Raw genomic sequence first — 21,083 nt, forward strand, 5'->3', positions numbered from 1 at the left:
TTAATCTTCGGAAAATAATGGTAAATATCGAACCCTAATAGTTAGATGTAGTCTTTTTTGAATGTATTTGGGGTTAATCCTGTATGTTTTTTGAAGTATTTTACAAAATTAGTTGGTTCTTCAAATCCTAAAGAATAGGCTAATTCTGTGCTTTTGATTTCAGAATTGATCAATAATCTTTTAGCTTCTAAAATCACAAAGGCATCTATAAATTGTTTGGCAGTTATTTTTACAATGTCTTTGCAAATGGTATTAAGATGTTTGTATGTGATGTTTAATTTTTTGGCATAAAAATCAGCATTTCTGCTCTTGGAAAAATTATTTTCAAGTAGGGATTTTAAATTTAAAAAAGTAGTTAATTTATCTGATTTTTTTAAATGAACAGTTTGGTATTGCTTTAAGCGTTCTAATTTTGAAAAGATTATAGAATGTAACGCGTTATACGTGTTTTCCTGATTGTAGTTTTCTTTAGGATTGGTGTATTCTTCGTAAAACAATCTAATGTATTGCTCTACATTTGAATCCTCAGGAACTTCGATTTTTGGCGAAAACAGATGAGAATTGAAGAGCCTTATAATTTCGTTTTTAGGCAACGAATGAATCTGCTTTTTTAAATAATCATCTGTAAATACTAATATGTATCCTTTTAATCCTTCAGTAAATTGAAAGGCGTGAATTTGACCTTTAGATATATGAAGAATAGTGTTCTTTTTAACCTCATGCCATACAAAATCTACCAAATGCTTACTCTCTCCTTCAGTATAAAAGACAATCATATTAAAAGCCACTTGATGTGCTTTTTCTGGATTATGGTCTGCCTCACTAATACGTTTTAAAAGACTTTCTATAGTTAATATTTCAATACCACTATTGTTTGGTTTTTGGGAATTAAAAGTAATATGTGGTATATCGTTCAGCATAAAGGATTATTGAATTTTAAATCTATTTTACATTTAATTAGTTAAATGTAGTAATTTTTATAAGTATTAAAATTAGTTTTTAAATATTCCATTCCACACACATTATGCTTCCCTCCTACGTCGTCGCATAAAAAGTGTTTATTCACAAGGTTAATATTGTTTTAGAAGAGTTCATGAATCTCGTAAACTCGATTTCATTAATAATGTAGAAGAAACTTTTTAGAATAAATTTTTTTAAGAAACTGTAGAAATAACTTTGCCAACGCGCCGACTCGCTCCTACCTCAAAAGGTCTACTAGACCTTTATCATTCGGCCGTAACCAAAGCTCAAGTTACATAACACGGAACATTATAGGACAAATATCTCTATAGTTTTTTAGTGAGATTGAGTAATAAGTATGTGAATGTTACATTAATATCACAAACGTGATAAAAACAACATTTAGTTAATTTTCACCTTTTCTAGGTAGACTAAATATTATTTTAAGAATTTCCTTCATAGTTTTGTAAAACTGATTATAAATCGCCCTCATAATCCTAAAAATTTAATAATAGATTGAAGTATATTTAAAGCTATGGCATATTGAGATTCCTCTTTGCTCAAATAATATGCCTCATCAGTTTGAGATAAAAAACCAAGCTCTAACAGTATGGCTGCGTTACTATTATGGTTATCTCGCAGCACTTGAAAATTACCATATTTTATACCTCGATTATTAATACCCAAAACATCTGCCAATCCTTTTTGAATAGTAAATCCCAAATAAGCAGATGCTGACGCTTGTACTTCGCTTTTAGGATGAATAAAAACTTCTGTTCCTGAAGCTGTTCGATTTAAAGCTTGATTACAATGGATTGAAATAAATATATCAGCTTTCAGTTTTTTGGCTAGTTGTGTTCTATCGCCAAGCGATATTAATGTATCTGTATATCGCGTGAGAAATAATACCAAAGGATTTTCAAACAGCTTTTCATTAAGTACCACAATTTTTGAGGCGATGCCCATAACAATATCTTTTTCTTTTGTTCCAATTTTGGTAATTGCACCAACATCTTTCCCACCATGTCCTGGGTCTATAATTACAATTGGATTCGTCTTTTTATCTACATCTTTTTGTGAATAAGACCCATTTAAAAATCCTAGACAAAATAGTAGCAACGTAATTTGATTTAATGTTTTCATAATATCAGTTTTAGATTACACAATATTCAAGAAATCAATCACTTCCTTAATAATCTTCAAAAGTTTAACACCAATCTGCGTTAAAATTTAGAGATTTTCTTTGGTCTTCTTCATTTCATAATAGATTTCGAAAAAGTCTTAGCAGACGGCGAAGTATGACGTACTGCACGGATACTAAAAAATTTAAAATCTATTCGTTATGAAAAAATCAATTTTTGTATTACTCGTACTCTTGCTGACATCAGCTTCAAGCTTTGCGCAAATTGGTGGTATTGAAGATTCTGTAAATGATGTTTCAGATACCATTAGAGCCATTTTCCCAATCATTTTGGGTGTCATTTTCCTTATCGGCTTCCTGTTTAACGCTGGTCATTTCTTTGGCGAAAACTCAGACCTTAAAAAAGGTATTACTCGTGTTTTGGTCTTTGTATTAATTGCTGGTGCAGTAGTTGGCATCTTCACTTATTTAATAGCCATCGTAGTATAATGACCCTGATCGAGGGCATTGATACAATAGCTGTATGAAGAAATACGAAGTCTATAAAAACATCAGGAAGCGAGCAGTCATTTTTGGATTGCCCATTTCCCTGTTTGCATTAATGATGGTTTCTGTTTTGGCATCATTATTAATCATCATTTTCTCTTTCAGTTTTGGGTTGATAATTGGCATTCTGGTTTTCAATTCAGCATTATATGTTGCCTTGACGCGCATAACCAACAATCCACAGCTTTTTCAAATGGCAAAAGCCTTTCCAAGAATTATAAGCAACAAAAGAAATTCCGGCTTCGATTATGAACAAGATTAATATTTCGGCATATCAACCCATTGTAGATATTCAAGACCATATCGTATTTGCCAACAATGGCAATGTGGTTTTATGCTATGAAGGAAATCTGCCAGAAATCTATTCACTATCCGAAAAGGATTTTGAGGATATGCATGGCGCATGGTTTCAAGCTCTGAAATCATTACCAATTGGAACTGTGGTCCACAAACAGGACATCTACCTTAAAAAATCATATACTTCAGAAAAACTTCCAAACACCACCTTTCTGGAAAAAGCCACTCACGAACATTTTAAAGGTCGTGGACATATTGAGCACAAATGTTATTTGTTCTTTATTCTGACTAAAAACAAAGCACTCAACAACCCAAAATACGTCAATCCCTTCAGAAAAATTTCAAAGGGAATTGTACAAGAATTGGATGATAACATTAAGAGTTTCGCCAACTCTGTAAGTGATTCGGCCTCCTTTATCAACAATAGCCGAAAAATGGCATTTACACCTCTTAAATCGGAAGATATTCAGCAACTGACAAGTAACTATTTTAATGGTTTCAACGAAGGATTTGACACCGATATTTTATTGGAAAAGAAAAGTGTCAATATCGGCGAAAACCATTTTGATGCGCTCGCCATCAATAGCGAATTATGTTTTGGCGAAAGCGTACAAAGCAGCAAAACCAATGAGAAATTCACTTCGGACGATTTTGTGTTTCATCAAGGGTTTATTGATGGTCTAGGACTTACACTAAATGAAAACCATATCGTTAACCAGATTCTTTATTTGGATGACAAACAAAAGTGGCGCAAGCTATTGGATAAGAAAATAGAGGAACTCAATAAGAGTTCCAATTTTGGTTCACAGAACAAAGTAGTTCTTGGGAAAATCCAGCACATTTTGGACCAAATAAATGCAGATGACAATTCACGTATTATACGTGGTCATCTCAATATTGTGTATTGGTCGAAAGATGCTAAAGAGCTCGACAAAATAACTTCGAAAATTAAAACCGAATTCAAGGAATTGGATATCGCCCCTTACTATCCCAGAGGCGAAGAACGCAAAAATTATATCCTGAATAGTTACTGTTGCTTTTCTTCAAATTTCTCGAGCAATGATTTATACGTGACCGATTTAAAACATGCACTTTGTCTGTTCATTAATAACACCAATTACAAATCGGATAAAACAGGCATCATCTTTAATGATAGAGAACATAATATTCCGGTATTAAAAGATGTTTGGGATGAAAAAAAGAAACGAATCAAGGCTCGAAACTTTGCCATTTTTGCACCTACTGGCGAAGGCAAATCGTTCTTGGCCAACAACATTTTGCGTCAATATTTTGAAAGTGGTGTAAGATTGGTCATCATAGATTTAGGTGGTTCTTATACCAAATTTGCCAAACTCTATCCTGAAAAATATACTGTATTACGATACGAAAGCGGAAAGAACTTAGGCATCAATCCCTTTTACATCAGCAATAAAAATGACCTGACACCAGAACGACTTGAAGATTTATCAGTCTTCTTATTTGAATTGTTTGCTTCAGATATGAAAGTGACCAAAACACAATCGGTTTCCGTTAAAAAGATATTGCGCCATTATTATGATAGCACTTCAGGAAATCATTCATTGGAAGGCTATTACAACTTTATAGAAAGGCATCAGGAAGATCTTCTGAGCACCTTAAAAATCCATCCCGACTACTTTAATGTTACAAGCTTCTTGCACGTCATGTCTGAGTACGTTGGCGATGGTCTATATAGCTTTCTATTTGAAGTTAGCGAAGACCAGACCTACAAAATTGAGGATAAACGCTTGATTGTTTTTGAACTGGATGAAGTGAAGGACAATAAGGAAATCCTGTCCGTAATGTTGAAGTTGATTAAGTCTGCCATCCAAAGAACCATTTGGAAAAATAGGGCTGAAAAAGGCATCATCTTATTCGATGAATTTGCCAAACAACTGAAGTTTGAAAATGTACTGGAAAGTGTAGAATTCTATTATCAGGCCATACGTAAACAGAATGGTGCGATTGGTATTATTCTGCAATCCATCAATCAATTGCCTAATAATTCAACTTCAGCCAGCATTTTAGAAAACACACAAGTTATCTACAGTCTGAATAATGAAAAAGGTTATGACGAACTGGTTAAAAGACTCAACCTATCTAGTCACGACTTAAACCAGTTAAAATCCATAAAAAACAATCTTTCTGGTCCACGGAAGTACACCGAAATGTTTATCAAAATCGGAAAGGAAAGTAACATTTTTAGGCTCGAAGTACCAAAGGAAGTGTATGCAGCTTACTTAACTGATGGACAAGAAAACGAGGCCATAATGGCCATTTATGAAAAAAGCCAAAATATGGAATTGGCTATAAAAGAATTCACATCTAAAACATAATACTATGAAATTTTCAAAAAAAATTCAAGTACAGGTCAGCAATAGATTTGCTGTGAGTAAAACAAAAATCAAAACATTCACTGTAGGGTTCATCTTTGCTATTGCCTTTTTATTGCCTGGCGGTGCTACCGCCCAAGGAATGCCCACTTATGACAATACCAATTTTATCAGTTTGGTAAAACAACTTGTGGAATCTGGGAAACAGACCGCTCAAATGATTAAGTCTGTACAATTCTTGAAGGATGCCAAGGAAAGCATTGAGAAAGTATCAAGTGTGGTGCAACAACTCAGAGCGGTTGAGGAAATTGCACAAAACAATCAACGTCTTATTCAGGTCATGCAAAATGATTTACAGGATATTCTGAACTCGCCTTATATCAAACCAGAAGAAGTTACCAGAGTTGCGGAATCCTTTGATGCCATAGTGCAAAACTCTTTAGACACGGTAGATTTTATTGATGAAATCCTATCTAGCGATTACCTAAAAATGACCGATGCCGAACGTGCCGAAATTCTAAAACAAAAAGAGCTGGAATCAAAACAAATGGTTTCCAACATTACTACGAAAACGAAACGGTATAGGGACATTATCTCCTTCAGAAAAATGCAGGATAAAGTTAATAACCGCGAAACAAACTATTAGAAATGACCGCAACCATCATTTTAGGAATTGGTCTAGAATATATAGACACGGTTTTCCAGACCATACAGAACAGCAGTTTCTCGCAATATACCATTGCAGGAATGAAAACACTTGCAGTATTGTTTTTTCTGGTCAATATCCTAAAAAAGTACAATGAAGGTATTGCGGATAAAGACGGTTATTCTTGGGGATTGGGTCCTGGCGAACTAGCAAAGAATTTTGCTGTAGTAATCTTAGTGATATTTTCAACGCAGGTGTTAGGGTTTTTCGATGGTATTTTAGTTGCCATTGAAGGACAATATCGAGGGACTGCACCCGCGTTATTACCATTGCAATTACAGGATTTACCGATTGAAGAAGATGTAGGTTTATTTGATGCTGCAAGTATGGCAATGACCTTGCTTTATGAAGCTTTAGTGACACCACTTTATGGATTCAAAATTTTAGCCTTCATGCTAAGCACCATTTTGTGGATTCTTGACCTTTTCATCTATCCGTTATTCTTAGCAGAACGCTTCTTTCTACTAGGTATCATGCAAGCCTTTTTCCCTTTGGTTATAAGTTTGGCTGTATTTGAAAAATTCCGTTCACTTGCATTCACGTTTTTCAAACTTTATGCAGCTGTCTATATGCTAGTGCCTGCTTTCTTTTTGGTCAATGTATTTGTCAACGCCATATATACTGAAATAAATACCAATTTCTGGACCAACTTATTTGGTTCTGACTTTGGCCAGGGCTTTTTCGCACCAGTTGTGCAATTGGGCTCGGTAGGCTTTATCGTATTCCTGAAATTCAAATTATATAAACGCGCTACGTCTTTTACACTCAGATTATTTACTGCCTAAGGCAGATTAAAAATAAAAATATGAAAACACCATACAAGAATATTTATAACGTCTTAAAAATCAATCGATTCATCGTTTTGGCAGTCGTTGTTTGCGCTTTGCTATCCAGTAGCTTTTCAGTTTGGATGGCATTTACTACCAACAAAAATGCGATGAATAGCGCTTTTGCCATTAATACTGATGGTAGTATCATTCCTCTGAAGCTCGTGAGCCAAAAAGAAAATTTTAAAGTTGAAGCTCTGGCACATTTAGAATTGTTTCACAACTACTTCTACAACATCGATGCAAGCAACTATGAAAAGAATTTAAAAAAGGCGCTTTGGTTGGGAAATAGTTCCGTGGATAATCTATATCGCCAGAAAAAAGCTGATGGCGTCTATAATCGGTTATTGCAATATTCCTTAGTTCAAAAAGTACTGAGCATCGATTCGAAAATAAGTGAAAACAATGGCTCGTATGATTTTACCACAACAACCATTTTTGAAATCAATCGAGGTTCTATAATTGACACGTATGAATTGGTTTCCACAGGAAGCCTAATTATGGTTGACCGAAACTTCCCCAACAATCCGCACGGACTTTTGATTACCAATTATTTCGAAAGCACTTTAAAAAAACTGAACGATGAAAATTGAGCCGATACTTGGCACTTAAAAACAACGATTATGAAAGTACAAAAGAACAAAATAGTATTTGTAGCAGTATTGTCCATAGTTTTCATATTCCTGATTTCCTATTCCGTGATGGTAATGGGTGATGATGACAATGAAAATGACAACCTTGAACAGACCTTGATACCAGATTTGGAAGAAAATCAAAAAGAGTACGATTCCAAACTGGATGCTCTTAATGATTTGAAAGAAGTGCGTGAAAACAATGCACCTAGTATCTATGATGAAAAATTAATTGATTCCTTAGGTTATTACGATCCACATCTGCCAGAACGTGAAAAGAAACGTATAGTAGATAGTATTTATAATGCAGGCAAAATTCAATATTCCGAAAAAAGATATGAAAACTTCGGACAAAAGAAAATCGAGAAAAAGCAACCTGTAAAAATTGATTCAGCCGAAATCCTGAGAAAACTAAAGATTCAAGCCAAAGAATTAGGTCTGGAACATCAACTGTTTTTTGCTGCTGCACCCAAACCCAATGCCCTTTCAATTATCGGTAATACGGATGCAACAATTTACGTGATTGTTGATGGCGACCAAATTGTAAAAGCAAATACCAGGTTGAGAATGCGACTTACTAAAGCTGCAACAATCAATAATAAACAAATACCTAAGAACACACTTTTATTTGGGTTTATCAGCTTTCAGCCTAATCGCGCTTTAATTGAAATTGATAATATCAATCATCATCCCACAAAACTAAAAGCTTTCGATTTGCAGGACGGTAGTGAAGGTATTTATGTAGAAAACAACTTTAGAGCTGAAGCCACAAATGAAGTTCTGGACGATGTTATAGGCGATATCAATATCCCAACTGTTCCGCAGGTAGGCGGAATCACAAAAGTACTTAGACGCAGTAATCGAAACGTGAAGGTTACCGTATTGAACAACTACAAACTTATTCTAAAACCAAAATTATAAGCCCATAATGGGTATTTAAAAACGCACTCTTATGAAAAAGTATATCAGCATTTTGACTCTAATTATTGTTTCCGCTTCTATGAATGCGCAAAAACCAAACATCCTTGACACCATTTATGCAAACGACATCAAAAATGTGGCACTCTTTTTCCCGGAGCCCATACGACAAGGTATAACTGGTTCAGAAAATTTTGTATTCACTTACAATCGTGAAAAAGAGCAATATTTTGGTTTACTTCAAGCCAAACAAGGAAAAGAAAGTAATCTGTTGGTAATCAATAGAAATGGTTCAATTTTTTCGTATATCATAAGGTATAAAGCGAAGCTTTCAAAGCTCAATTATTTTATCCCAATGACAAGTAGCATCGGGAATGAAAAACCAAAAGTTAAAGATTTGATTCAGGGTAAAACCTCTGAAAAAGGTATTGATAACAGTAGATTTTATTATCAAAAGTTCTGCTCTTATCTACTTTACAGAAAACAACATATTGGTCGGAATACAAAGCGAAATAATGGTGTTATCCTGAGGCTTGAAAATATTGTTTTTGATAAAGAAGAACTCTACTTCGTTATTCAAATTAGGAATAATTCTACTTTGGATTACGATTTGAATTTCTTGAACCTTTCCATTGAAACGCGACAAAAAGGAAAAAAGAAATCTTTACAGCGTCTGTATCAAGAACCGATTTACAAACACCATCTGCCTTCAAAAATTGCAGAAGGTAAGATGACAAGATTCGTTTACGTGTTGCCCAAATTTTCATTATCCAATGACCGAAGGGTGATTTTAGAATTGAACGAGAAAGATGGCGAACGAAATATTGATATGAAAATATCACACAGATATATCAATAACCCAAATTAATAACGTTCTGAAAAGCCCTGTTGTTTTTAAACTGGTCAAAGAGAATTACCAATGGAAAGTGACTAACAAAGGACCGAGGGAAAAAGGATCTTTTTAATAGTAAGGATTATTTAAGTTAGTTTCTTTGGGCAAGTCAGATTACCAAGAGTAGAACACAATAGTTTTTTTTATCCATATTCTAATTTAAGTCACTATACATTAAAAGCACTAGACATCAACTCTATCTCCAAATTTTTTATACCGATTCTATTTGCAACTGTTTTCCAATCTTTGACCACAGTTAATACTTCATTTAAAATAGTCTCCATTTCGGTATTGTTTAGCCTAAAATATTCGCCAACACTTTTAGCCAAACCAAAGCTTAAAGCATTATCATCCATATCTATATTTAGAGATAAACCACCTTTTTCTATCGAGGGGTTTAAATCATAGGCGGGCGATAAGATCCAACCTTTTTCAGTTAATATAAATCCGTGATTTCGCAAATGGTCATCCGTATTAGAAATTGCTATGTTAAATACGATACGCCGCCAAAGTTGATGTAAATTAGCTGATACATCTGTACCATAATTTTCTATGAACTCTACAATTTCAAGATAACTAGGTGCAGATTCCTTTATAATATCTTCTGTATTTCCAGTCATAGTCATAGCTGAAGCAAAGTGAATGCGTTTTCCATGGTCTCTATCAAATCGTCTAGTTAGGAACGTGTGATACTGACCGCTAATCTTTTCTATTTTAGAATCTGCCATATGTATTCCTGCCGCAGTGGCTAGTCGATAGGCTAAAAACTCCCAAGCAGCTTTATCTATTGTATCTGTCTTTGATGGGAACTTTGCTATCCATAGGTTCTTCTTTGTGTCAAAAATATTTGCCTTGGGTCTCGCACCTCCTAAAGAAGAACCTGGTGCTATTAATATAGCAATCCATTTTCTTACGGCTTCACTTTGGTCATCACTTTCTAGTTGTTTAGCAGCTTCCTGCAAATCTCCTAGCGATGACCACGGTGGTGTTGGACTATGTGCATCGTTATCTAAAAAAGGACCTTCCAATTCAGTTTTAAAGCGCAAAGCACCCATTCTACTTTCATCAAAAACGCCGAGCAGGTAATCTATTTCATAGAGTGTGCCTGCTTTTTCATTCTTTGCTCTAGCATCTTGAGCAGCCCTACGTTTCATTAAAGTCTTACCCCAAGTGTCTGGCATACTGTCGAGAAAGATACCGAAATTCTCTTTGTTAGCTGGATATTGTGGACCTGAGTAAAAATCTATGTCTGGGTCTAACAATCTTTGTGCATCCGTTTTTAACCAATCCTTGTCATACTCAAAACTGAATGCTTTTTTACCTTTGGCAAAGTGAGCGGAAAGTACGCCTACCAAGGTTGGTTTCCCTAAAGCTGACCAATCTGCAAATACGTATATGTCAAATTTTCCTGTTGCCATAATATTTATAATAAATCAAGGTCTTGCAGTTTTCTGCCAAATTCATCATCCACGGCTAACTTTAGAAAATCATCTTGAAGATTGAGCACCCTAAATACATTAAAGTACAAACCAATCGCCACAGCTGGGTCGCCCTTTTCAATACGATAAAGGGTAGCTCGATGAATACCTGCACGTTCAGAAACTTGCTCAGTGGTAAGCTTCCTTCGCTTACGAGCAAGCTTTACATTTTCTCCTATTTGCTCAAAAATTTTGAGATATTTAGGAAGAACTATAGCTTTCTTAGAATTCATAATGTTGCTTATTTAAGACAAATATAAGATTTTTGCTGTAAATTAGCGACAATTTAAAATGTTTAGCAATTATGTATAGTATTTTTAATAAAGACCATGAATTGGCCATACAAATGGGACGACCTTTTGTATTTCGATTCCGTCCACCCAATGAAAATACTTTAAGCGAGCTTAAAGAAAATTATATTTGGTTTTCAGATAGGGACTCACTTAATGATGAATTGGATTCTAACCCAGAGTTTGTGAAACTTTCAACTAATGTTGAAGAGCAAAAGCTACTTTATAATACAGTAGCCGAGAATATCCTTGACCCAAAAACCATGTATGATGCGGAACAAGACTTTATTGAAGCTGTATTAAGCAATGTCAAAGACAACTATAAAAATGTGAAAATTTTGCAAATAGTTAAGCCAGTTAGTATAAGTATAGGAAAATTATCATATAAGCCGCTGTACATTCCTTAATGTGAAATAGTATTAATAGACCAATATTACACCACTCGTTACACCACCTATTGGACCACCTAAATCAACAATAATTTCAGCGCAGTTATTAATTTCTAAATCATATCGCAATAAAGATACAGATATCAATTTTTAAAAATAGACTTAACCTCTTTATAAACCCTATCAAAATTAGCTTGTAAATCGGCATCAGAATAGTTCTGTTGTTTCGTTGGTAATCGCTTTTCTATTTTAGGAAGTTTGAACTGTACTTTTCTGTCCTTTCCATCAGCAAAGGTTATAAACTCGCCTTCTTTTAATCTGAAAAACACATCAGCTCTAATTTTAGCAACTTCTCGCTCGCCTGTTGTAATTCGTGTATCAAAATTAAGATTATGTCCTCGATTGACGCTTGTGGTTTCTTTCTTTACGATTTCAAAAAAGCGCTCGTAGTATTTGGCGGTATCAGGATCGTTTACCTTTCCGAAGAATTGGTAGGATAGGTTACTCAAAATCGCTTTACTCGCTTTATCTCCATACATCATATCATTCTGTATTTTGTCTTGCATTACGTAAATCGTGGCAATATCATAACTTCGCAATGTGGCTGGAATCCTGTGCATATTTAATAATCGAATGGTTGGCGCTTCTTCCATAAGAAGAAACGACGCATTTGAATTTCGCACACTCATTTGTTTTATAATGGTGTGAATAATAGTTGCGATTATTGGTGAATATGCAGTTTCATATTTTGGATTATTTACTACGGAAATAATTATGGGTTGTTCCTGGCTATTAATATCGAGAGGCACATCATCTGAAGACAATGCCATAAAAATGTGTTGTGTGCTTATCTTTTTGAGCGCATTGGCCAAAGTACTTTTTACACCAGCGGTTTGTCTGTCGGAATCCTTACCACTAATAAACGCATCTGCCATCGCTCTCGATGTGGTGTTAGAACTCAAAAAAGCAATCAGACTGTCTGTGTCCAGAAATTGATAAATGGCTATTAGATGTGGTAACGTACAAAAGTGCGGGTATGAGGTTCGTAGTTTCCAAATCAAACCACCAATTAAACCTTCTGCTGCATCATTAAAGAATTTTGTTGTCCCTATACTTCCGGATTCCCTTTGTTCCAAAAGGTTTTCAATAAGCACTCTTGCAACCTCATTTACACTTTCTTCATTGGTCATATATCTTGGTGCAATTGGATTTACGCGGTCATATATATTGTCGAATGAAATGACTTTAAAATCTATCTCATTCTTTTCAAATAAAGGGAATGCCATTTCTGTGATTTCAAAGTTTTTATAATCGTGAATCACACCAGAAAACTTGTGCTTGCTAAAATGCTGAAGAAAATTAAAAACAACGCTCTCGGTCTTTCCGCTTCCTGCAGAACCAATAATTGAAGCGCCTCGTTTTATGTTATTAATTCTGAAACTTCCTCGCTTTATTTTAAAATGGACCTGGTGTTTATTATTAGAATCAAAAGTTTCATCTTCTTTATGAAGAAACACATACAAAACTGTGTTGATAAGCAATAATGGACAACCAATATAAAGTAGCTGTATAAACCATTGCATTAAAAAACGATTTGTTTTGAAAAGCAGTCCTAGACATAACAAAGTCAAAATAAGATTTATTAAAAAGGCATATCGACTTATTCTAAACAAACTTAAAAACACCAAGCTCATTCCAAGTATTAACCCAATCGTAAATGTGATACCTTGTAATTCCATATTATATACCTATTGAACCCGATTTAATTGCCACTTCTACACCACGTTTTAAATATCTCAATGTTTTTAAGGCAACTTGAACTTGATTAGTTGGAATACTCATTATTGGTACTCCAGATTTTGCGAGCATTTTAAAAGCTATCGCTTTCTCACTTGCTGGCAATCCCAACAATGTTGTAAAGTAGAGCTTGGGATTTTTTATAAAATCTTTCTTCGACTTATAGGATTCTGCATAGTTGCGTTTATAAGCAAAAGTTTTGTCAAATGTGTTTTCCGCTTTCTCAAAAAACGAATCTCTGTCAAACCCTCGTTTTACAATTTTACCATGCATCTCAACTTCCGAAGCTTTGTATTTAGATCCTGGCGATAAGCTCACAGAATTTGATGCATCCTTTCGGCTTACGATGATATGAATATGACTTTGGTTACCGTCTTTTTTCATCCCTTGAACGATCCGTTTTCCATTTTGTTGGTGTGGTGCTTCGGCTTCAAGTTTGGTGATTTGGGATTTCATTTTTTTGATATTCCCATCTAATTGATGATTCTCTATTTTTCGAATTTCATTTTTTAGCTGAAGGATTTTAGTTGCAAAAGGTTGGTTTTCTTTTACCTGTTTATCTGTCCCTTTAAATGTTCTTTGATGCTCAATTTTAGCAAAATATTTTATGTCGTCAACGGTTATCGGTTTGCCATTAATTTCTCGATTGAAGGACGTTGCATAATCGTTCATTATAGCTCTGGTATATTTCTTTAAATCTTCGGAATTATTCTGCAATTTTTTCAATTCATATTTACTGGGACTAACTGTAATTGAATAAAATTTCGGCTCTTTCTTTTTGAGTTTTGCGGTATTTCCATCAATTTCCTTTACTACTTCTTTGGCACTAATTTCATCGCCATATTGATTAAAAAAATGCTCAATATCTTCTTGCTCCAAACCTTGATTTTCCTTCTCCAGATACTCAGCAAAATCCGCAGAACTTTGAGAATAATCTCCTCCTAATTTTTGAGCTGTGATTGTGATGTACATGATTTTATAATTGATTATTAGGATCTAATTTTTCTGCAAACTGCACTTTCTTTTCTTTGAGGTCTTTCTCCAAAATCAGCTTTTTTTGTTTGGGTTCTAACTCCATAAACAAGGATTGTAACATCGCTGTTGTGGGTTTGTCATGGTGCTTTTCGATGTCCTTTATAATGGCAATTACCGCATTGATTCGTTTCTTGATTTCACTCTCTAAAGTTTGCATATTCGGACCTAAAGTTTCGTTTGGCGAAATACCATTTTCTTCAAAAAAGTCAAGCATCATAAGTAATGTCATCGATTGGGATTTAGACATTTTCTTGCAAAATTTTCGAAATCTGTCTGCTACAGAAACCTTAATTCCTAGCTTCTCAAATCGCTCTTTTTCAAATCCTTTATCCATTTTTTCTGAAAAAATTTGTTGTTTTTATTGGGCTGCGAGGGTTTTTTCTGAAAAAACAATGCTTACCATTCAAAAACAAAAACAATCAATCGCTGTTAAGTGTTGATTTTACTAGTGTTTTGTAAAAACTGAATATCGAAACACCGGCTTGCCGTGTTACCCTCTTGCTATTCCTTTTCGTCCAGCTCGCTGGACAAAAAAATACCATTACATCCAAAAATGTAATGGCTTTTACTGGAATATAAATTGTAATTCGATTTTTTAAGAGTTTAATTCTTGAAGTTTAAAAGTATCTTTAACAAACACCTCTTTTTGTTGCAAAAAATAAAATGAGCGCATAAAAAAGACCTCTAAAAAAATTAAAGGTCTTGAGCTTAATAATTATACTTTTAAATATTAAAAACGTAGTCATAAGAATATAGATTTCTTATGGCTTCTTCTTCCAACAGAGTATCATAATTAATATGATTTTCTTCGGCGTACTGCTTCAAATCTTTTCCAAATTTATGTTCTACCTCTTCTTTGGAAACCGAAAGCAATTTCTCTTGCGTTTCATCATCGAGGTTTGTGTAATTAAGATATACCATAACCGAAAAATTTTAGTATTCGCTTGGAAGCATTAGCGTATTATTCACGAAAAATAATCGCAGTTCATCCAATGGAAAATCGGTTACATTATAGCGATGTGTTTCAAAAATATTATCGTTTCCGTCGCTATAATTAATGATGGCTTCGCATTGCTTTTCAAACTGTTCCTTTTCAGAAAGTCGCTTAAAATCCACCGTAATAAATTCACTTCTATTCGATAGACTTTTTGCAATTACTGATGCATCTGTAATCAACCAAAAGCATTGCGCTTCGTTTGCTAAATATTTCAATCCGTCCGTAAACCGAGTTCCAATTAATGGAATTTTAAAGAACATTTCCGTACCGCAAAAATGTTGTAATTCGGCTTTTATTTTGTTACCTTTATCATTCATTGTTTATCTATTTAATAAGGTTAATAATGAAAAAGAGAGCGCACTTTTTGACAGGAACGCTCTCTTTTAATTTTAGATTATTCTGTAGCGTTATCGCCTTTAATTCCTAAAAGCAAGATTTCATCTACGACCACTTCGGTAACGTATCTTTTTTCTCCGGCTTTGGTTTCATAAGAGCGTGAGGTCAATTTTCCCTCTAACGCAACTTCTTTTCCTTTGCCTACATATTTTTCTACGATTTCGGCAATCTTTCCCCATGCCACAATATTGTGCCATTGGGTGTTCGTCACTTTTTCGCCCTTAGAATCTTTGTAAGACTCATTTGTAGCGATTGAAAATTTTGCAACTTTCTTTCCGCTTTCAAGGTTTGTGATTTCTGGCTCGTTTCCTACGTTGCCAATTAACTGTACTTTGTTTCTTAGAGTACTCATGATTAAAAAATTTAAAGATTAATATTGACCTATCTGAACCATTCAGAAAGGCTTTGTTATTGATTTACTTATTATATCCCGAGCGTTTTCCTTTTTTTGTTTTTTTAACTTTTGTTCCGCTTCCTTTTTATTGATTTTGTAAGATTTCATAAGATTCATTTTAGATTTACTTCCCATAGAGCCACCACTGTTACCTTCTTTTTGTTGCTTGGCGCTGTTCAATATTCAGGTTTGTTTAGACATATAAAAAGTGCGAGGGTAGCCTGCGCTGAGCGCAGTCGAAGTGAGCCTGGTTATGCTGTCGTTCAAAGCTGAATGTTGTTATTTTGCTGACAAAAAAAAGTATGGCAGTTGTGGCTTGGGTTGTGAGTCTAAATCTTTTGTGAAATACAAATTCATAGGAAGTGGAACAAAACGCAAATACATTTATATTCCTATTTGGCGGACTTGATTCACGCTTTTTACTTGGAATGACCTGATCCTTTCCAGAGGATCGGAAAGGGTTAACGAAATGGAAAGTCAAAAGTGTGGATTAGGTCCAAGACCTTTGTGAATGAAGCTCTTTTGCTGGAATGTAGTTTTTACGGAATGCAGGGAAAGGTGCTGAACCTAATGGTCTGGATGTAATTATCGTCTTTTCCTAATTTTAGTTTTTTACGAAGTGCGTTGATAAACACATCTATAACACCAGTATTGTAGTCAAAATGAATGTCCCAAACGCTTTCAATAATTCGTGACCTTCGGCACACTAACCCTTTGTTACGTATTAGATATTCCAATAAGGCAAATTCTTCTTGGGTTTGGGCTATTTCTTCTTCAGATTTAAAGACTTGATGTGTTGCAGTGTTCAGCGTGATTTCGCCAAGTTTAAAGATGGAATGTTCACCAGATTTTGGTCGCAATTGTACTTTGATTCGTTCTAATAGTTCTTCAAAATGAAAGGGCTTTTTTATATAGTCGTTAGCACCAGTTTGAAGTCCAAAAATAGTCTCGTCTAGTGTGTCTTTCGCTGTTAAAAAGATAACGGGTGTTTCTTGAAACTCCTTTCGGAATTGGCGACAGATTTCTATACCACTTATACCTGGCACCATCCAATCCAATAACAATAAATCATATTCTCCAGAAAGAGCCATTTCAAGCCCTTTTTTGCCTTCTTCGGCTATGTCCACAGCATAAGACTCTTCCTCTCTAAGCCTTGTTTGAGGAAGTTAAATATACCTGGTTCATCTTCTACTATTAAAATTCTCATCGGGCAAAAGTTACAATTTTTAATTAAGTTAAGATTTGGTTTTTCTTAAGATTTGCTTAAAAAGAGTTGCTCCTATTAGTTTAACATAACGTTTCTATAATTTTAAAGTACTTTAAGTCCAATAAATATAAATCATACAAAAAAACAGGCTTCAATTGTACTGTAAGACGAAGGTTTTATGGGATACCTAATGCTTTCATATAAGCGCAAAATCTAAACTCTCAACAAAATCTCGAATATTGAGGAATAACCCTATTGCATGGCTATACTGAACTGGCTTTTATTGATTTGAACTTTCCTCAACTAGTTTCCAAGTGTCCAAAATTTGTTTCAAGCGTGATTTAAATTCTATAGAATCTTCACTTTTTTCTATTTTTTTAAAGATATCATGTAATTCTCCGCGAAGTAATGGGTATTTGTCGGATACTTTTCTAAAATCCAACCAACGTCGTGGATAGATAATTACCACATTTCATCAATACAGATTCTTCAGTATGGATTCGTAATTGTTCATTTTCCGAAACAGAATCGTATTCGCCCTCTATTATATATAAAAAACACGCTTCATTTGGCATTGGATTTGGCTTTTTAAAAGGCGGTTTTAAAATCACTGTTTCAAACAGCATTATGCCAAATAAATCTATTGTCTTATAATCGATTATCATTTCGTTTTATTGCAAAAATAGTGTTTGTGAGCCATTCTTTATTTTATAATTTGCCCAATAATTTGTCAATTTAGTCCATGTGTTTTTCGGTATAGCAACAACTTGTTATATAATCAAATGTACTTTTATTAAGACGAAAGTAGATATCAGAATACCTAATGGAGAGTGAACCTATAATAAACAATATATTAATGAGTATTTACCAACGCAAATAAACATTTATTATTTTATTTGCGTAACTGAATGGTTTCGCTTATATTTGTAACCGATCAATTACATGATATCATGAGAAGAGACGTTTTTCAAGCCATCGCGGATCCTGTTAGAAGAGATATTATTCAGTTATTGGCAAATGAAACCCTAACAGTGAATTCAGTAGCTGATAAATTTGACGTAAGCCGTCCTGCAATTTCAAAACATTTAAAAATTCTGGAAGAGTGCGGCATAGTAAATATTACAAAACAAGGTAGGGAGCGATTTTGTCAGATTCAGCCTAAAAACCTTATCCCTGCCTTCTTATGGATAGAACAATATCAAAAACTATGGGAAGACAAATTAGGCTCTTTCGAGGATTATTTAACCAAATTACAAACTAAAAATAAAGATAATGAGTAATTCAAACAACCGAACTGTAACCATAAAAAGAACTTTTCATGCACCTATAAAATTAGTTTGGGAAGCCTGGACACAACCTGAACATATTGCGCAATGGTGGAGTCCAAAAGGAATGGAAACGAAAGTAATTGAACACGATTTTAAAGTTGGAGGGAAATGGAAGTATGTTATGCCAATGCCAGACGGGAAAGAATTTATTGCAGAAGGCATATATTCTGAGATTGTTGAACTTGAAAAGATAATTTCATCAGCGGACTTCAAACCAATGACCGAAGGTGTAGAAATACAAGCGATGTTTGAGGGAAATGGTAATAAAACCAACTTTACTTTTAATGTTGTTCATCCTACAGAGGAATATAAAATACAACAAGAAAAAATGGGTATTATGAATGGTTGGGGCTCTGTTTTTGCAAGGTTGGAAGAGTTTCTAAAATAGAAATAAAATAATAAATAAGACAATTATGAATAAGCAAACAGGTTGGAAGCCAATTCCACTAGCTTTAAAAATACTTTTTGTGGTGTTTATTTTGTGGTCTATAGGAGCTGTCTTAAATCTTCCTAATCTATTTGAATCGGGATTACCTCTTTTTGGAATATTTGTGCATGGAATAGTTGCCAGTCTAATTGTACTGTTTTTAGATATTATTGGGCCAATCATCTTTCTATTCGGCTTATGGAATAGAAAACCATGGGCTCCGGTATGGGCCTTCTTTTACATAGGATTCTTCATTCTCAATAACACAGTTGCTTTTTTTACCGTAAGAGAACAATTGGGACTTGTGCAAATTCTTATTCCAATCGTCGCTAGTGTTATCTTTATAATAGTCATATATACAAAAAGAAGTTATTTTAAATAAAGAAGAGGTTTAGTATTTTTTTAGAATAAACAACTATTAATATTCAATAGGATTATAAACTTTAATTTAACTAGATATTATGAAAACAATGACTTGTAAACAATTAGGAGGAGCATGTGACAAAGAATTCCATGCCAATACATTTGAAGAAATGGCTGAAATGAGTAAAAAACATGGTATGGAAATGTTCCAAAAGAAAGACGAAGCACATCTTAAGGCTATGAATGAAATGCAAGACCTGATGAAATCACCTAAAGCAATGAATGAATGGTTTGAAAACAAAAGAAAAGAATTTAACGTCCTACCTCAGAACGACTAGTAAATTTATACTACACCCTCTTCCTTTCCAATATAAACTTTTCAATTCCCAGAATTCCCATATTCCCGGCTCCTTTAAATGCTTCTTTTGCCTCATTTTCGCTTTCGGGATCCTCACAATCAAAAGTCCATCTCCAATTAATCACGGCTTTACCATTTTCATCAGCCATAACCCTTGTATTTCCGACAATATTATGAATGTTAGGAATCATGCTTTGTTTAATAAAAGTATATTTAAACTCTTTATTCTCATGATCAATCTTAAGAATTTCTTCGATTAATTCTCCTTGCTCCAGGCCGCAAACACGGGTTGTTCCTTCAAGTCTACAGCTTTTGATCATTTCAGGAAACCATTTATCTACATCTTTACCGGAACCTATTATTTCCCAAGCTTGTTCAGGTGTAACATCAATTGTACGTATTACTTGTTGTTCAGATTTCGTCATTTGTAATGTTTTATTAGTTAATAATGATACAAAGATGAAAGAATAGCACAAATTAGATTTTACTTATCGGTTCAATCAGTTGCCTATTTGTTCCAAACGATATTTCGATGGAGATGCGTTATATTTAGAATAAAAAGACCTTGAAAAATGGGCAGGATTATTAAAACCACAGTCATATGCAATAGCACTGATGGGTTCAGATGAATATGTGAGCAACTCTGCAGCCCGTTCTAATTTTTTGTTTTTTATATAATGAGCAGGGTTTTGGTTATACTCCTTTTTAAATTCCCTTATGAAGGATGAACGGCTCAAAAAAGTTAGATTGGCCAACTGGTCTATTGAAATAGCAGTATAAATATGCGCATTAATTATTTCTTTTAAGTTATAAATTCTAGGTGTAAATAAATTGGAAAGGATTGAAAATACCGTTTGGTCATTTTGAGTTTTTACTAGCAAAAGAATCAATTCCTTGATCTTTAACTTTAAAATTTCATCATCTACTAATTCCTGGTTTTCAAAATAAAATAATAGACTATCAAAATATTTCTCCAGTAGTCCGTTGGCTTTTACCTTGGTCATGTTTGGAACCACCACCTTATTGGATTGTTTCAAAAAATCTGGCAATTTGTCTGCATATATTGCTTTTAAAGTTTCAGGGTAGAAGTGGATGGTGATAATATTGTTCAATACATCTTTTTTTGTAACATTCACCCTCGATAGATAATTTCCGCATTTTTTTAAAACAGATTCACCTTTGGTGACCGACAGATGGCTATCTTCAGAAATCTCAATATGTTGTCCTTCCAGAACGTAAATAAAACATGCTTCTTGAATCATTTTACCTGGAAGCTCAAAAGGAGGCCTGATAATAATCTTATTAAAAACCGCTTTGCCCAAAAATGTAAATGTTTTACTTTCTATAATCATTT

The 21,083-nt window shown here is 34.2% G+C and carries 26 protein-coding genes; 13 read left to right on the plus strand and 13 right to left on the minus strand.

Annotation, left to right across the window (positions count from 1 at the left end):
* Window positions 1–41: 41 nt before the first annotated feature.
* Window positions 42–920 carry a helix-turn-helix domain-containing protein gene (locus FAF07_RS05185; RefSeq protein ID WP_142784102.1) on the minus strand — a complete coding sequence of 293 codons (879 nt, stop codon included), beginning with the start codon at window positions 918–920 and terminating at the stop codon, window positions 42–44.
* A gap of 529 nt (window positions 921–1,449) precedes the next feature.
* Window positions 1,450–2,103 carry an N-acetylmuramoyl-L-alanine amidase family protein gene (locus FAF07_RS05190; protein ID WP_142784103.1) on the minus strand — a complete coding sequence of 218 codons (654 nt, stop codon included), beginning with the start codon at window positions 2,101–2,103 and terminating at the stop codon, window positions 1,450–1,452.
* A 199-nt stretch (window positions 2,104–2,302) separates the two neighbouring features.
* On the opposite strand from FAF07_RS05190, the gene FAF07_RS05195 reads away from it, so the two are divergent.
* The 8 genes from FAF07_RS05195 to FAF07_RS05230 are packed head-to-tail and all read left to right on the plus strand — an operon-like array spanning window position 2,303 to window position 9,246.
* Complete coding sequence (locus tag FAF07_RS05195; protein ID WP_142784104.1) at window positions 2,303–2,590, plus strand: hypothetical protein; 288 nt, start codon at window positions 2,303–2,305, stop codon at window positions 2,588–2,590.
* 34 nt (window positions 2,591–2,624) lie between these two features.
* Window positions 2,625–2,909, plus strand: coding sequence for a hypothetical protein (locus FAF07_RS05200; RefSeq protein ID WP_142784105.1), 285 nt, complete (start codon window positions 2,625–2,627; stop codon window positions 2,907–2,909).
* Window positions 2,896–5,298 (plus strand): TraG family conjugative transposon ATPase, encoded by a 2,403-nt coding sequence (locus FAF07_RS05205; RefSeq protein WP_142784106.1) that lies wholly within the window; start codon window positions 2,896–2,898, stop codon window positions 5,296–5,298. Before FAF07_RS05200 ends, FAF07_RS05205 begins: the two co-directional genes overlap by 14 nt.
* Window positions 5,299–5,302: 4 nt before the next feature.
* Entirely contained in the window at window positions 5,303–5,941 is a 639-nt protein-coding gene (locus FAF07_RS18485) for a conjugal transfer protein (RefSeq protein ID WP_449384923.1), read from the plus strand.
* A gap of 2 nt (window positions 5,942–5,943) precedes the next feature.
* Window positions 5,944–6,786: a hypothetical protein gene (locus FAF07_RS05215; RefSeq protein ID WP_142784107.1), complete on the plus strand. Its 843-nt coding sequence runs from the start codon at window positions 5,944–5,946 to the stop codon at window positions 6,784–6,786.
* Window positions 6,787–6,806: 20 nt separating this feature from the next.
* Window positions 6,807–7,421 carry a conjugal transfer protein TraK gene (locus tag FAF07_RS05220; RefSeq protein WP_142784108.1) on the plus strand — a complete coding sequence of 205 codons (615 nt, stop codon included), beginning with the start codon at window positions 6,807–6,809 and terminating at the stop codon, window positions 7,419–7,421.
* 30 nt (window positions 7,422–7,451) lie between these two features.
* Window positions 7,452–8,381 (plus strand): conjugative transposon protein TraM, encoded by a 930-nt coding sequence (traM, locus tag FAF07_RS05225; protein ID WP_142784109.1) that lies wholly within the window; start codon window positions 7,452–7,454, stop codon window positions 8,379–8,381.
* 31 nt (window positions 8,382–8,412) lie between these two features.
* Entirely contained in the window at window positions 8,413–9,246 is an 834-nt protein-coding gene (locus FAF07_RS05230) for a DUF4138 domain-containing protein (RefSeq protein ID WP_142784110.1), read from the plus strand.
* Window positions 9,247–9,437: 191 nt separating this feature from the next.
* Here the strand turns inward: FAF07_RS05230 and FAF07_RS05235 are convergent, their stop codons facing one another.
* Together FAF07_RS05235 and FAF07_RS05240 are read right to left on the minus strand one after the other, a co-directional pair.
* Window positions 9,438–10,688: a type II toxin-antitoxin system HipA family toxin gene (locus FAF07_RS05235; RefSeq protein ID WP_142784111.1), complete on the minus strand. Its 1,251-nt coding sequence runs from the start codon at window positions 10,686–10,688 to the stop codon at window positions 9,438–9,440.
* Window positions 10,689–10,693: 5 nt separating this feature from the next.
* The gene (locus FAF07_RS05240; RefSeq protein ID WP_026753008.1) at window positions 10,694–10,981 is read right to left on the minus strand and encodes a helix-turn-helix domain-containing protein; all 288 of its coding nucleotides are present in this window, start codon (window positions 10,979–10,981) and stop codon (window positions 10,694–10,696) included.
* Window positions 10,982–11,052: 71 nt separating this feature from the next.
* Between FAF07_RS05240 and FAF07_RS05245 the strand changes: the two genes are divergently transcribed.
* Window positions 11,053–11,445 carry a hypothetical protein gene (locus tag FAF07_RS05245; protein WP_142784112.1) on the plus strand — a complete coding sequence of 131 codons (393 nt, stop codon included), beginning with the start codon at window positions 11,053–11,055 and terminating at the stop codon, window positions 11,443–11,445.
* A 125-nt stretch (window positions 11,446–11,570) separates the two neighbouring features.
* On the opposite strand, the gene FAF07_RS05250 is transcribed toward FAF07_RS05245, so the two are convergent.
* The 7 genes from FAF07_RS05250 to FAF07_RS05285 all read right to left on the minus strand — a co-directional run bounded on the left by FAF07_RS05250 (window position 11,571) and on the right by FAF07_RS05285 (window position 17,173).
* A complete protein-coding gene (locus FAF07_RS05250; protein WP_142784113.1) occupies window positions 11,571–13,166 on the minus strand; it encodes a type IV secretory system conjugative DNA transfer family protein in 1,596 nt (531 codons plus the stop codon).
* A gap of 1 nt (window position 13,167) precedes the next feature.
* Window positions 13,168–14,196, minus strand: a complete 1,029-nt coding sequence (gene mobB / locus FAF07_RS05255) for a MobB family relaxase (RefSeq protein WP_142784114.1) — start codon at window positions 14,194–14,196, stop codon at window positions 13,168–13,170.
* A gap of 4 nt (window positions 14,197–14,200) precedes the next feature.
* Window positions 14,201–14,593 carry a BfmA/BtgA family mobilization protein gene (locus tag FAF07_RS05260; RefSeq protein ID WP_142784115.1) on the minus strand — a complete coding sequence of 131 codons (393 nt, stop codon included), beginning with the start codon at window positions 14,591–14,593 and terminating at the stop codon, window positions 14,201–14,203.
* 389 nt (window positions 14,594–14,982) lie between these two features.
* The gene (locus tag FAF07_RS05265) at window positions 14,983–15,180 is read right to left on the minus strand and encodes a hypothetical protein (protein WP_142784116.1); all 198 of its coding nucleotides are present in this window, start codon (window positions 15,178–15,180) and stop codon (window positions 14,983–14,985) included.
* Between the two features lie 12 nt (window positions 15,181–15,192).
* Window positions 15,193–15,573, minus strand: coding sequence for a DUF6876 family protein (locus tag FAF07_RS05270; RefSeq protein ID WP_142784117.1), 381 nt, complete (start codon window positions 15,571–15,573; stop codon window positions 15,193–15,195).
* A 77-nt stretch (window positions 15,574–15,650) separates the two neighbouring features.
* Window positions 15,651–16,004, minus strand: a complete 354-nt coding sequence (locus FAF07_RS05275; protein WP_142784118.1) for a single-stranded DNA-binding protein — start codon at window positions 16,002–16,004, stop codon at window positions 15,651–15,653.
* A gap of 581 nt (window positions 16,005–16,585) precedes the next feature.
* Window positions 16,586–17,173 carry a response regulator transcription factor gene (locus tag FAF07_RS05285; RefSeq protein WP_317130334.1) on the minus strand — a complete coding sequence of 196 codons (588 nt, stop codon included), beginning with the start codon at window positions 17,171–17,173 and terminating at the stop codon, window positions 16,586–16,588.
* Window positions 17,174–18,203: 1,030 nt separating this feature from the next.
* On the opposite strand from FAF07_RS05285, the gene FAF07_RS05295 reads away from it, so the two are divergent.
* From FAF07_RS05295 to FAF07_RS05310, 4 genes are all read left to right on the plus strand, one after another.
* Window positions 18,204–18,533 (plus strand): ArsR/SmtB family transcription factor, encoded by a 330-nt coding sequence (locus FAF07_RS05295; protein WP_142784121.1) that lies wholly within the window; start codon window positions 18,204–18,206, stop codon window positions 18,531–18,533.
* Window positions 18,526–18,969: an SRPBCC family protein gene (locus FAF07_RS05300; protein ID WP_142784122.1), complete on the plus strand. Its 444-nt coding sequence runs from the start codon at window positions 18,526–18,528 to the stop codon at window positions 18,967–18,969. The genes FAF07_RS05295 and FAF07_RS05300 overlap by 8 nt, the downstream gene beginning before the upstream one ends.
* Before the next feature lie 25 nt (window positions 18,970–18,994).
* Window positions 18,995–19,390 (plus strand): hypothetical protein, encoded by a 396-nt coding sequence (locus tag FAF07_RS05305; protein WP_142784123.1) that lies wholly within the window; start codon window positions 18,995–18,997, stop codon window positions 19,388–19,390.
* An 88-nt stretch (window positions 19,391–19,478) separates the two neighbouring features.
* Window positions 19,479–19,709 (plus strand): DUF1059 domain-containing protein, encoded by a 231-nt coding sequence (locus FAF07_RS05310; RefSeq protein ID WP_246067778.1) that lies wholly within the window; start codon window positions 19,479–19,481, stop codon window positions 19,707–19,709.
* Window positions 19,710–19,719: 10 nt separating this feature from the next.
* On the opposite strand, the gene FAF07_RS05315 is transcribed toward FAF07_RS05310, so the two are convergent.
* Window positions 19,720–20,154 (minus strand): SRPBCC family protein, encoded by a 435-nt coding sequence (locus tag FAF07_RS05315; RefSeq protein WP_142784125.1) that lies wholly within the window; start codon window positions 20,152–20,154, stop codon window positions 19,720–19,722.
* A 75-nt stretch (window positions 20,155–20,229) separates the two neighbouring features.
* Complete coding sequence (locus FAF07_RS05320; RefSeq protein ID WP_142784126.1) at window positions 20,230–21,081, minus strand: helix-turn-helix domain-containing protein; 852 nt, start codon at window positions 21,079–21,081, stop codon at window positions 20,230–20,232.
* Between the last annotated feature and the right edge of the window lie 2 nt (window positions 21,082–21,083).

The organism is Changchengzhania lutea (genome assembly GCF_006974145.1).
In the GTDB taxonomy this organism is placed as follows: domain Bacteria; phylum Bacteroidota; class Bacteroidia; order Flavobacteriales; family Flavobacteriaceae; genus Changchengzhania; species Changchengzhania lutea.